Annotated in this window: 10 protein-coding genes; 8 read left to right on the top strand and 2 right to left on the bottom strand. The window is 60.2% G+C overall.

Going from position 1 to position 12,579, the window contains the following annotated elements; genetic code table 11:
- The first annotated feature begins 33 nt into the window (after window positions 1-33).
- Both PH552_RS23935 and PH552_RS23930 read left to right on the top strand, forming a co-directional pair.
- Window positions 34-177 carry a hypothetical protein gene (locus tag PH552_RS23935; protein WP_183763219.1) on the top strand — a complete coding sequence of 48 codons (144 nt, stop codon included), beginning with the start codon at window positions 34-36 and terminating at the stop codon, window positions 175-177.
- Between the two features lie 328 nt (window positions 178-505).
- A complete protein-coding gene (locus PH552_RS23930) occupies window positions 506-3,043 on the top strand; it encodes a methyl-accepting chemotaxis protein (protein WP_183763222.1) in 2,538 nt (845 codons plus the stop codon).
- Here PH552_RS23930 and PH552_RS23925 read toward each other — a convergent pair.
- Window positions 3,019-3,276, bottom strand: coding sequence for a hypothetical protein (locus tag PH552_RS23925; protein WP_112344333.1), 258 nt, complete (start codon window positions 3,274-3,276; stop codon window positions 3,019-3,021). The two genes, PH552_RS23930 and PH552_RS23925, sit on opposite strands and share 25 nt — an antisense overlap.
- A gap of 87 nt (window positions 3,277-3,363) precedes the next feature.
- Here PH552_RS23925 and PH552_RS23920 point away from each other — a divergent pair, with 87 nt between their 5' ends.
- From PH552_RS23920 to PH552_RS23900, 5 genes are all read left to right on the top strand, one after another.
- Window positions 3,364-4,236 (top strand): LysR family transcriptional regulator, encoded by an 873-nt coding sequence (locus PH552_RS23920; protein ID WP_113250979.1) that lies wholly within the window; start codon window positions 3,364-3,366, stop codon window positions 4,234-4,236.
- Between the two features lie 193 nt (window positions 4,237-4,429).
- Window positions 4,430-5,518 carry a polyamine ABC transporter substrate-binding protein gene (locus PH552_RS23915; protein WP_245430451.1) on the top strand — a complete coding sequence of 363 codons (1,089 nt, stop codon included), beginning with the start codon at window positions 4,430-4,432 and terminating at the stop codon, window positions 5,516-5,518.
- 122 nt (window positions 5,519-5,640) lie between these two features.
- The gene (locus tag PH552_RS23910) at window positions 5,641-6,783 is read left to right on the top strand and encodes an ABC transporter ATP-binding protein (protein ID WP_112344336.1); all 1,143 of its coding nucleotides are present in this window, start codon (window positions 5,641-5,643) and stop codon (window positions 6,781-6,783) included.
- A 2-nt stretch (window positions 6,784-6,785) separates the two neighbouring features.
- Entirely contained in the window at window positions 6,786-7,697 is a 912-nt protein-coding gene (locus PH552_RS23905) for an ABC transporter permease subunit (protein ID WP_112344337.1), read from the top strand.
- A 3-nt stretch (window positions 7,698-7,700) separates the two neighbouring features.
- A complete protein-coding gene (locus PH552_RS23900; protein ID WP_112344338.1) occupies window positions 7,701-8,516 on the top strand; it encodes an ABC transporter permease subunit in 816 nt (271 codons plus the stop codon).
- Between the two features lie 28 nt (window positions 8,517-8,544).
- Here PH552_RS23900 and PH552_RS23895 read toward each other — a convergent pair whose 3' ends face one another.
- Complete coding sequence (locus tag PH552_RS23895; RefSeq protein WP_112344409.1) at window positions 8,545-10,449, bottom strand: AsmA family protein; 1,905 nt, start codon at window positions 10,447-10,449, stop codon at window positions 8,545-8,547.
- Window positions 10,450-10,615: 166 nt separating this feature from the next.
- On the opposite strand from PH552_RS23895, the gene PH552_RS23890 reads away from it, so the two are divergent.
- On the top strand, window positions 10,616-12,568 hold the full coding sequence (locus PH552_RS23890) for an acetoacetate--CoA ligase (RefSeq protein ID WP_285166318.1): 1,953 nt from the start codon (window positions 10,616-10,618) through the stop codon (window positions 12,566-12,568).
- The last annotated feature ends 11 nt before the right edge of the window (window positions 12,569-12,579 follow it).

The following is a 12,579-nucleotide window of genomic DNA, read 5'->3' as shown; positions in this document are numbered from 1 at the left end:
TTATCGTGTCAGTGCGAAAATGGGAATATGCTCATGAACAGAACAAAGCGCCGTGCTTGCGCCATTGCAATCGCTCAGACCCAAGACAGTGCCAAGCTCCTGGCGGCAAGGCTTCTGATGTTGACGACCGGCGTCACAGCCGTCTGCATCGCTTATCTCGCGGCACGCGGCTTCTGAGCCCTTAGCCGCTTCATTATTCTTGGCCGTCGCCGGAACGACGGCCCTTGCTCGCGTACAAATATAGGCTTTGCCGTCCGCTTCTCAGCGTTTGATTGTATGTTGCGAGCCCACACAACGTCCTTATCTGAAAATTAATTAATCAGACCGACAATTCCCGACGATTTCATGGGGCGCTCTACTGCATGATAGAGCCGAAGCAATGATTGCTTCCCGAGATTATACTCGGTAGCCCCGCCTGCGGATATTTCAAGAACGATGGTTATACATCCGGTCAGCGCCGAGGTGGCGTCGACGGGGGAGCGGCATGTGAGAGGTCTGAGCCACTATGTTCATTGATAAGATATTGTCGCGTTTCAAGATCAAGACGAAGGTCCTCATATTCGTCCTGCCGTTCGTCATCAGCATTTCCGCCGTTGGCCTCACCGGGCTTTACGCGTCGGGACTGCTCCAGGGACGCATGGAGATTTCCAACAGCGTCTTGCAGTCGCTGACCGGCTTCAAGAACCTCTACGGCTCCATGGACGACTTCCTGCGCATCACCAATACGCAGCAGCGCGACAAACTCTACCAGGATATCAAGTCGCAGCAGGGCGTGCTGAATGCCACTCTCGGCCAGCTCGGTGCGGATGCGGATGGGCGTGACAATCTGACTGACGCCACCGCCAAGACCGCCGATATGGCAAATCTCGTAGGCCGGCTATGGACATTGCATGAGCAGGAGGTCTCGCTTCGTAAGACGATCGATGACGCCCAGAGGGCATTGATCAGTGCCCGCTTCAACGTCAATTTCAACAGCCAGCAGCTGGAAGATCGGATGCGCCAGGATCAGGCGGACGCGACCTCCACACTGCGTTCCGCCGACCGTCTGCTGAAGGGTGGCGATATGCTGGCCTCCGTTGCGGAAGATTTCAACAAGGCGGCGACGCCGGCCGACAAGGTCAAGCTCCTGAAAGACCGGCTGTCGGATCTGAACAAGGCACAACGTTCCATCGATCTTGCATTGCCGCAGAACCAGAAGAGCGTGGTTCAGTCGCTGGTGAGCACGATCAAGGATCTTGCCGCCTTCACGGAAAGCACCGACGTGCCGACAGACGATACTATCGCAGCCATCAGCCGGCTGCTGTCACGTTTCCGTCAGACCTCGACCTACACGCAGCTGGCGGCAACGCAGATGATGCGCCAGGCAACCACGACCTTCGTCTCCCTCGACGCCCGCGTCGCGCAGACCAATTCGGTCCTTCAGGACACGCGACGCCTCGAGGATTCGGTCTATTCGCTGCAGCTCGTTCTGGCGGATTTCGACGCGAATACGAACAAGGACAATCTCGTCCGCCTGCGCCAGGAAATCTCCAAGCTCGGCGGTGATATCGATACGCTGAACCAGAGCGCCAAGAGCATGGATTTCGCCAGCGACATTGACTCGGCCATCCGTCCGGCGATCAAGTCGATGGATGAAGCCGGCGGCAAGCTGGTCGACATCATCACGCAGCGCATCACCGAATATGCCAGCGCCCGCCAGCAGCTCGATCAGGTTTGGGGCCAGCTCACCGCCTTCGCCGAAACGCAGAAGCAGAGCGCGGGCACCGAGCGCAGTCAGGCGAATTACATCTCCATTCTGGCAACCGCCCTTGGCATCATCCTCTCGGTTGCTGGTGGCATCGCGCTCGTCCTGACACTGCAACGCCCGATCGGCCAGATCACCGCCGCCATGCGCCGCATCGCCGACGGCATGCTGGAGACTGCGATCTCCGGCGAACAGCGCCGTGACGAAATCGGCGACATGGCCCGCGCGCTTGGCATCTTCAAAGACAACGCCATCTCGAAGATCCGCATCGAGGAGCAGAGCGACGAGGAGCGCGCCGCCGCGGAACATGAGCGCCAGCGCAACGACGCTGAAAAGCGCGAACTCGACCGCCAGATCGACCATGCCGTCAGCGAGCTTGCGGCCGGCCTGGAACGTCTTGCCCAGGGTGACATCTCCGCGACGATCGACAGGCCTTTCATCGGTCGTCTCGAGCAACTGCGCCAGGATTTCAACAGTTCGCTGTCGCGCCTGCAGCAGACGCTGAGCCAGGTCCGCAGCAATGTCGAGATGATCCAGAGCAACGGCGCCCAGATGGCCGCCTCCGCCGAGGACCTGTCGAAGCGTACAGAGCAGCAGGCGGCTTCGCTGGAGCAGACCGCCGCCGCCGTCGACCAAATCACCAACACGGTCCGCTCCTCCGCCGAACGCGCCAAGGATGCGGATGCGATCGTGCGCGAGGCCAAGCGCAGCGCCGATGACAGCTCCATCGTCGTCGGCAACGCCATCGATGCGATGTCGCGCATCGAAGACGCTTCCCGCCGGATCGAGCAGATCATCGGCGTCATCGATGAGATCGCCTTCCAGACCAATCTTCTGGCGCTCAATGCCGGCATCGAAGCCGCCCGCGCCGGCGACGCCGGTAAAGGTTTCGCCGTGGTCGCCATGGAGGTGCGCGAGCTGGCACAGCGCTCGGCCGCTGCCGCCAAGGAAATCAAGGGGCTGATCAACAAGTCGACCGAGGAGGTCGCCTCCGGTTCGCAGTTCGTGCAGGAGGCCGGCTCGGTGCTGGCGCAGATCAGCAGCCAGATCGTGACGATCAGCCAGCATGTGGAGATGATCGCCCATGCCAGCCACGATCAGGCAAGCGCGCTGCAGGAGGTCAATTCCTCGGTCAATCACATGGACCAGATGACGCAGCAGAATGCCGGCATGGTGGAGGAAACTACGGCAGCAAGCCGCGAGCTCGCCTCCGAAGCCGACGCCCTGTTGCACCTGATCCAGCAGTTCAAGATCGAAGCCGGATACAGCGTCGGCTATATTCGAGAGCAAGCAGCCTGACCGCCGCAACCGTTGCCATCACAGGCGGATCGGCCAATTTCCGGCCGGTCCGCCTTTTCTATCGGCTTGCGATGGGCGCTTAAGACGGCGATCATCCGTTCGATCCAGAGGAAGGGGCGCGGCGTTTCGCGCCCGTAGTCGAGGTAGAAGAGATCCTCCTTCTGGCGCCATTGCTCTTCACGCGCCTGGCTTTGTATTTCGATGGCCTTGGCCAAAGCGATGCTTTCCAGCATGAGACGTCTCCATGGTTTGGGCATCGCCTTAACTACTCATGAGAATTTGCTTTATAAACAGCCGTTTTCACCCTATGTTTTTCAATTATGAAAAACGCTACATGGGATTCCTATCAGCTCTTTCTCGATGTCGCCCGCGGCGGTGGACTGACCGGAGCGGTCGCTTCGAGCGGCCTGAGCCCGGCAACGATCGGTCGGCGGATGCTGGAGCTGGAGGGGCGCATCGGTCGGCCCCTCTTCGAGCGCAGCCAGGCCGGCTACACGCTGACCGGTGACGGCCAGGCCCTGTTCGATCAGCTGCTGGAAATGGAAGCTGCCGCCCGCAAGGTTGACGGCTGGCGGCGCGACGGGCAGGGCATGTCCGTCGTCCGCATCGCCGCCGGCACATGGGTCGGCTGGCTGCTCAGCCAGAACATGCCGACGATCTGTTCGGAGCGGGACGGATTCCGCATCGATCTGCATCTCGGCGAGCGTCGGGCCAGCCTTGCCCATCGCGAGAGCGATATCGGCATCCGCGCCTTCGAGCCGGAGGAAACCAATCTCGCAGCCATCAAGATCGGTGACGTCGCCTATGCCGCCTATCAGGCCCGCAACATGCGCTTTGCCGGTCCGCAGCGCTGGATCGCGGTAGCGGAGGAGGAGGCGGTATCGGCCTATCTGCGCTGGCCCTATCAAAACAGGCGGGAGGAGATCGCCTTCACGGTCAGCCGGCCGCGCTCGCTTCATGATCTCGTGCTCGCCGGATCCGGTATCGCGGTTCTGCCCTGCTTTGTCGGCGATCAGGAGCCGAGGCTGGAACGAGTCGGCGAGGAAATCCCGTCTCTCCGCCACCGGCAATGGATCGTCATGAACAATGCCGACCGGCACCGAAGGGAAATCCGCACCGTGGTCGACCGCATGGCCAAGCTCTTGAAAAGCCATGCCGAGCTTTTTGCGGGCAAGCGCCCGACCTATGCGTAACGCATCGCCGCGATATCTGCTTTCCCGTGGGCGAGCGTGTCTTGCGGACGATGGATGGCAAAGATGCGAAAGAGTGTGAGCCCACGCTTTTCCCCTTGTCGCCTTCAGATTTCCTTTCTAGTCTAACGGGAAAAACAGAGGGTTGGGTGTCGTCTGGATGCCCTTGAACAAAACAGGAGAGACTATGAAGTCCATGTTCGCACGGCTTGCAGCGACGGCATTCGCTGTCGTTTCGCTGGCAACGGTCGCTCAGGCAGAAGACAAGGTCGTCAATATCTACAACTGGTCGGATTACATCGATAATTCGATCCTGGCGGATTTCACCAAGGAAACCGGCATCAAGGTCGTCTACGATACCTTCGACCAGAACGAGACCCTGGAGACCAAGCTGCTTGCGGGCAAGACCGGCTACGATATTGTCGTGCCTACGGCTTACTTCCTGCAACGCCAGATCAAGGCCGGCGTCTTCCAGAAGCTCGACAAATCCAAGCTGCCGAACATCTCCAACATGTGGGATACGGTGCAGAAGCGCATCGCCACCTATGACCCCGGCAACCAGTACGCCATCGACTATATGTGGGGCACCACTGGCGTCGGCTACAATGTCGACAAGGTGAAGCAGATCCTCGGCACCGACGAGGCGCCTGATATCGACGTGATTTTCGATCCCAAGCTTGCCGCCAAGTTCAAGGATTGCGGCATCTACATGCTGGATTCGCCAACCGACGCCATTCCGGCGGCTCTGCGCTATCTGGGTCTCGATCCGAACTCAACCAAGCAGGAAGACTTCAAGAAGGCCGAAGAGCTTTTGACGTCGATCCGGCCGTTCGTGCGCAAGTTCCACTCTTCCGAATACATCAATGCGCTCGCCAACGGCGATATCTGCCTTGCTTTCGGCTATTCCGGCGACGTGCTGCAGGCCCGCAACCGAGCTGCTGAGGCCAAGAACGGCGTGAATATCAGCTATTCGATCCCAAAGAAGGGTGCGCAGATGTGGTTCGACGTCATGGCGATCCCCGCCGATGCACCGCATGTCGAAGAGGCGCACATCTTCCTCAATTACATCATGAAGCCGGAAGTCATCGCCAAAGCGAGCAACTTCACTACCTATGCCAACGGCAACAAGGCGTCGCAGGAATTCGTGAGCAAGGACGTGCTGGAGGATCCGGCCGTCTATCCGACCGATGCGGTCCGCGAGAAGCTGTTCACACTGACCCCGTGGGACTCGAAAACGCAGCGCTTGGGAACGCGCTTGTGGACAAAGGTCACCACTGGCCAATAAATCGAAGCGGCCCGGACGGCAACGTCCGGGCCTTTCCTTATAAAGCAAAAATCGCGAGCGTGCCGGGATGGGGAAGAGCTGGCACCACGAAAGCTCGCCCGATATCCATTTGGGGATAGATAATGAAGTCACTCGGTAATATCCGGCGTTCCTTTGCTCCTTGGACCGACCCTTCGGCCAAGCCTTACATTTCCTTCAAGAACGTGACGAAGAAGTTCGGTGATTTCACCGCCGTCGATAATCTCTCCCTGAATATCTACAATCGCGAATTCTTCGCTCTTCTGGGTGCTTCGGGTTGCGGCAAGTCCACGCTTTTGCGCATGCTCGCCGGCTTCGAGCAGCCGACGACGGGCGAAATCGTGCTCGACGGCCAGGATCTTGCCGGCACGCCGCCCTATCGCCGCCCCGTCAACATGATGTTCCAGTCCTATGCGCTGTTTCCGCATATGTCGGTGGAAAAGAATATCGCCTTCGGCCTGCGCCAGGACGGCATGCCGAAAGCGGAGATCGACGATCGCGTCGCGCAAATGCTGAAGCTCGTCAAGCTGGAGCAATTCGCCAGGCGCAAGCCCAACCAGCTTTCCGGCGGCCAGCGCCAGCGCGTGGCTTTGGCGCGCTCGCTTGCCAAACGGCCGAAGGTGCTGCTGCTCGACGAACCACTCGGCGCGCTCGACAAGAAGCTGCGCGAAGAAACCCAGTTCGAACTCATGGATCTGCAGCAGAGCCTGGGGTTGACCTTCGTCGTCGTCACCCACGATCAGGAAGAGGCGATGACCATGGCGGACCGCATCGCGGTCATGAGCCACGGCAAGGTGGTACAGGTGGCAACGCCGGCCGAGATCTACGAGGCGCCCAATTGCCGCTTCGTCGCCGACTTCATCGGTGACGTGAACATCCTCGACGGCAACGTCACCTCGGCGCAGTCGGGCATCGTCGAGATATCGGTCGATTCCGGCTTCACGGTGCGCACCGCTTCCGGCGGCGCACAGTCGGCGGGAAGCCGCGCGAGCCTCGCCATCCGCCCGGAAAAGCTTCGGGTAACACCACGCCCGCCGGCCAATGCCTCGGTCAATGCCGCCGAAGGCGAGATATGGGATATCGCCTATCTCGGCGACATGACCGTTTTCCACGTCAAGCTGAAGGGGGGGCAGGTGGTCAAGGCCTCGTCGCTGAACGCCGTGCGCGCGGTGGAGGAGCCCTTCGCCTACGACCAGAACGTTTGGGTCTCCTTCGACGAAAATGCCGGCGTCTTGCTGAAGGATTGATCATGAGAGCGCTCGGTTCCCTAATCTATCAGCGCCTCGTGATCATCGTTCCCTATGCCTGGTTGCTGGTCTTTTTCCTTGCGCCGTTCCTCATCGTCTTCCGCATCTCGCTGTCGACCAAGGCGCTGTCGGTCCCGCCCTATGATCCATCCTTCGCCTGGAGCGACAGCTTCGGCGACTGGTGGGACAAGCTGCAGACCATGTCGTTCGACAATTACACATGGCTGACCGGCGATCCCCTTTACATGAGCGCCTACATTCAGAGCCTGCAGATCGCCGGCATCTCGACGCTCCTGACCCTCATCATTGCCTATCCTATCGCCTACGGCATGGCGCAGGCGCCGCGCACGATCCGGCCGACTTTGCTGATGCTGGTTATCCTGCCCTTCTGGACGAGCTTCCTGATCCGCGTCTATTCATGGATGTCGATCCTCAGCACCACGGGTCTCTTGAACCAGCTATTGATGGGGCTCGGCATCATCCACCAGCCGCTTGTCATCCTGAACACCAATACCGCCGTCTATATCGGCATGGTCTATTCCTATCTGCCCTTCATGGTGCTGCCACTCTATTCGGCGCTGGAAAAGATGGACGGCACGCTGATAGAGGCGGCGCAGGATCTCGGCTGCACGGCGATCGGCGCTTTCTGGCGCGTCACCTTTCCGCTCTCGCTTCCTGGTGTTATCGCCGGCTGCATGCTGGTCTTCATCCCCGCTGTCGGCGAGTTCGTCATTCCCGACCTGCTCGGTGGCTCCGAAACCCTGATGATCGGCAAGGTGCTCTGGACGGAGTTCTACAGCAACACCGACTGGCCGCTGGCCTCGGCGGTGGCGACCATCCTGCTTCTGGTGCTGGTCATCCCCATCGTCTTCTTCCAGCATTTCCAGGCCAAGGCCGACGAGAAGGGGAGATAATTCATGACCCGCTGGTCCCGCTTCAACATCGTCTCCGTCACGCTCGGCCTGGCTTTCCTTTACCTGCCGATCCTGCTGCTGGTGATCTATTCCTTCAACAGTTCCAGGCTGGTCACGGTCTGGGGCGGTTTCTCGACGCAATGGTACGTGCACCTCTTCAGCAACGACACCATGCTGAATGCCGCCTGGCTGACGGTGCGCATCGCGCTCCTGTCGGCGACCATTGCCACGGTGCTCGGCACCTTCGCGGCAATTACGCTTGTGCGCTACACGCGGTTCCGCGGGCGCATCCTGTTTTCGGGCATGATCTATGCGCCGCTGGTCATGCCTGATGTCATCACCGGCCTGTCGCTGCTGCTGCTCTTCGTTACCTCTGGTGTCGATCGCGGCTTCTGGACGATCGTCATGGCGCATACGACGCTGACCATGTGCTTCGTCGCCGTCGTCGTTCAGTCCCGCCTGCTGACCTTCGATCGCTCGATCGAGGAGGCGGCGATGGATCTCGGCGCGCCGCCCGTGCGCACCTTCTTCGAGGTGACGCTGCCGATCATCGCGCCGGCCGTCTTTTCCGGCTGGGTACTGGCCCTGACGCTGTCGCTCGATGATCTGGTGATTGCGACCTTTGCTTCGGGTGCAGGCGCGAAAACGCTGCCGATGCTGATCTACAGCCAGGTCAAGCTCGGCGTGACGCCGGAGATCAACGCCATCTGCACGATCCTCATCGGTGTCGTCGCCGTCGGCGTCATCTGCGCTTCCATCGTCACCAAGCGCCGCGAAGTGCAGCGCCAGAGAGACGAGCAGGCAGCCGCCGCGGCCTGAGGCGCGACGGCCGAAATAATCCCGGAGATTATTGCTGCTGCAGCGGCTGTACCGGCTTCTGCAGCAGCGTCGCGACCGGAGAAACGACCGGGTTTGGCCAGCTGCCTCCGATGAAGAAAGGCAGCATCGGCAACTCGTCCGCATCGGAGGGCGATGTCGCCTCGATCGCGCCGGAAAGAGCAAGGCCATTGGTGCGGAAGGGAACGACGCCGTTGAACGTGATCGTTTCGTTGCGTCCGGCGATCGAGGCATTCTTCACTTCGGCGGATCCCTTCGCAAAACTTGCGTCGACATTGATGCTGTCGAAGTCGAAGGATGCATTGGCGATGTCGCTCATCCGGAAGAAGGTTTTTTCAGCTGCAAGCGTCCGGAAGCCGGAAATGTCGAACTCGCGGAACGTGCCTGCCGTCGAACTGAAATGCAGCGTGCCGGCGACATCGCTGAGGGTTGCGACCCAGATCGGTTTGGAGGTGCCGAGCGACAGATCCAGCGACCCCGACGTCGGCATCGGCAGCGGGCCTATCAGCTTCAGCCGGGTGAAGAGACCGCCGAAATCTGCATTTCTGATTGAAATCTGCAATTTGCCGCCGCCGTCGAAATCGCCGGGGGCGACCTCAAGGTGAGCGGTCAGCGAACCGCTCTCGAAGCCGCTGTCGCCGATATCGAATTTCGCCTTGCCGCCCGCCACAAGCAGGCTGGCGCCGATATTTTCAAACTGGAAGGGACCGAGTGCCGCCTTGTTCGACGATAGGCGCAGATCGAGGTCGAGCCGCTGCAGCGGATTGCCGTTGAGCAGCGCATCGATGGCGGTCTCGGCGGCAAGACGCATGGAGAAGGCGGCGAGGAACGGATTGAGATTCATCTGGTCGAAGGCGAGCGTGCCGGAGATCTTCGGCTTGCCTGCCGTCGTATAATTCAGATCCATGATGCCGGACGCCGTGGAATCATTGACCTTGAAACTGAGATTATTGAAGCGCAGGCCCTTCTCGATCGCCGCAATATCGGCGCTGAGCGAAACATTCTTGAGGGCATCGGCCGCTGGCAGGTGCTGTCCGCTCCAGGCCAGGAACGAGGGCACATTCGGAACGCTGAGCTCCAGATTGCCCGCAAAGGCTGAAAAGTCAGACAGGCTGGTGACGCCGGAATAGGTTCCGCTGATCAGCGATGAGGCAAGGCTCGTCTTCGCGTCGACGCTCTTGCCGGCGAAGAACAGCAGAGGCTGAGCGGAATCGAAATTGAGCTTGATGTCCTGGCCGTTGAAGCGCGCGAGAATGACGGCAGCCATCGCCTGCGAGAGCCGCGGCCATGAAATATCGGCATTGACGCCATTCAGCCGGTAGATATTGCCGCTGCGTTCATCGGTCATCTCGACGCTGCCATCCTCGATGGTCAGCATGCCGATGGCTGCATCCTGGTCCTTGCGCATCGATATGCCCTGGCCGGAAGACGCTTCCGCCTGGGCGATGGCCTTGGAAAGACGGCCTTCATTCGTCCAGTCGATCAGGCCGTTATCGTCACGGCGGATATAGAGGATCGGGCGCAGGAAATGAAACTCATGAAAGCGTGCATGGCCGCGAATGGCCGACCAGAGCGAGAAATCAGCGGAAAGACTGTCGACATGGCCGAGAACCTTGCCGTTCCGCGTCGGCTCGCGGATGGTCACGCCATTGAGCGTGACGCGCGCCGTCGGCCAGAATTCCAGCGTCGGATCGCCGTCGATCTGGGCGCGATATCCCGTCCATTCCGACAGTGCCTTCTCGATACCGGAGCGCACCAGCCCGCTGGAAATCAGGAAAGGCGCAGTCGCTCTGAAGACAGCGAACACAATGAGAATCGTGAGAAGAATGATGCCGGTTGTGCGGGCAACGGCAGGCAGCCAGCGCGAAGCCGATCGCATCGTAAACCACCATTTATTGTTTTTCGAAGCTCTCATGATCCCGTGGAGACTCGCGAACTGAAAGGGATAATCTGCCTGCGTTTGCCGGATATAGGAAATGTTTGCCGGATGCAAACATCACACACTGGCAATACCCGCAGCACCATGATTTTATAATGCGCTGCAGCATCGCTATATCAAGCGAAAAGCGGGAGGGAGAAATATGCAGGATCAGCAGCCGCTTTGGACGCCGTCGGAAGAGTTCCGCAGCCAGAGCCCGATGTTTACCTTCATGGAACAATGCAACCGGCGTTTTGGCCTTTCGATGTCGGATTTCGCCGGGCTTCACGCCTGGTCCATTGCCGAACGAGAAAAATTCTGGACCGAAGTCTGGGATTTCTGCGGTTTGAAGGGCAAGCGGGGAGAGAGGGCGCTGATCGACGGCGACATCATGCTCGAGGCGCGCTTCTTTCCCGATGCCGAGCTGAATTTCGCCGAAAACCTGCTGTCGAGGAGCGGCGAGGGTGATGCGCTGGTATTCTGGGGCGAGGACAAGGTGCGTGATCGCTGGTCATGGGACCGGTTGGCCGCGATGGTATCGCGCCTGCAGCAGGCCTATCGTGCCCTGGGCATCGGCAAGGGCGACCGTGTGGCGGCGATGATGCCGAACATGCCGGAGACCATTGCCTGCATGCTGGCCGCCGCCTCGATCGGCGCGATCTGGTCTTCCTGTTCTCCGGATTTCGGCGAGCAGGGCGTCATGGATCGTTTCGGCCAGATCGAGCCGAAGCTCTTCATCGCCTGCAGCGGCTATTGGTATGGCGGCAAGCTGCAGGACGTCACTACGAAGGTCAGCGCCATCGCGCAGCGCCTGAAAGCGCCCACCGTCATTGTGCCCTACGCCGGCAATGCCGCCGCGATAGTCGCGGCTACGCCGAATGCGCAAACTCTTGAGGATATGGTCGCGCCCTTCGAGGTGAAGGCCGTCGAATTTGTGCCTGTAGCGTTCTCCCACCCGCTGTTCATCCTGTTTTCCTCCGGCACCACGGGCGTTCCGAAGTGCATCGTGCATTCCACCGGCGGCGCACTGCTGCAGCTGATCAAGGAACACCGCCTGCATTGCGGCGTCGTGCCGGGCGAGAAGGTCTTCTACTTCACCACCTGCGGCTGGATGATGTGGAACTGGCTGGCGACCGGCCTTGCCGCCGGCGCGACGCTCTGCCTCTACGACGGATCGCCCTTCGCGCCCGACGGTAACGTCCTGTTCGACTACGCGCAGGAAGAAAAATTCGCAGTCTTCGGTACCTCGGCCAAATATATCGACGCAGTTCACAAGAGCGGCCTTACGCCGAAGACGTCGCATGACCTTTCGAGCCTGCGATTGATGACCTCTACCGGCTCGCCGCTATCGCCCGAGGGCTTCACCTTCGTCTATGAGGGGATCAAGGACGATATCCAGCTGGCCTCGATTTCCGGTGGCACGGATATCGTCTCCTGTTTCGTGCTCGGCAATCCCCTGCAGCCCGTCTGGCGCGGCGAGATCCAAGGGCCGGGGCTTGGCCTCGCCGTCGATGTCTGGAACGACGAAGGCAAGCCGGTGCGTGGCGAAAAGGGCGAACTCGTCTGCACGAAGGCCTTCCCCTCCATGCCGGTCATGTTCTGGAACGATCCGGAGCGCGCCAAATATCGCGCCGCCTATTTCGAGCGTTTCGACAATATCTGGTACCACGGCGATTTCGCCGAATGGACCGTTCATGGCGGCCTCATCATCCATGGCCGCTCGGATGCGACACTCAATCCCGGCGGCGTGCGCATCGGCACCGCCGAGATCTACAATCAGGTCGAGCAGATCCCCGAAGTTCTGGAAGCGCTGTGCATCGGCCAGGATTGGGACGACGATGTCCGTGTCGTGCTCTTCGTACGGCTTGCTGCGGGCGTGTCGCTGACGGAGGATCTCGTCAAGGCGATGAAGACCCGCATCCGCACCGGCGCTTCGCCGCGTCATGTGCCGGCCAAGATCATCGCCGTTGCCGATATTCCGCGCACGAAATCCGGCAAGATCGTCGAGCTTGCCGTGCGCGAGGTGGTGCATGGCCGCCCGGTCAAGAACAAGGAGGCGCTCGCCAATCCGGAAGCGCTGGATCTCTTTGCCGGGCTGGAAGAACTCAAAAGCTGAGCTCGTCCCTA

The organism is Rhizobium aureum, from assembly GCF_030182495.1.
Taxonomy (GTDB): Bacteria; Pseudomonadota; Alphaproteobacteria; order Rhizobiales; family Rhizobiaceae; genus Rhizobium; species Rhizobium tropici_C.
This window is presented reverse-complemented; position numbering and strand designations above follow the sequence as displayed.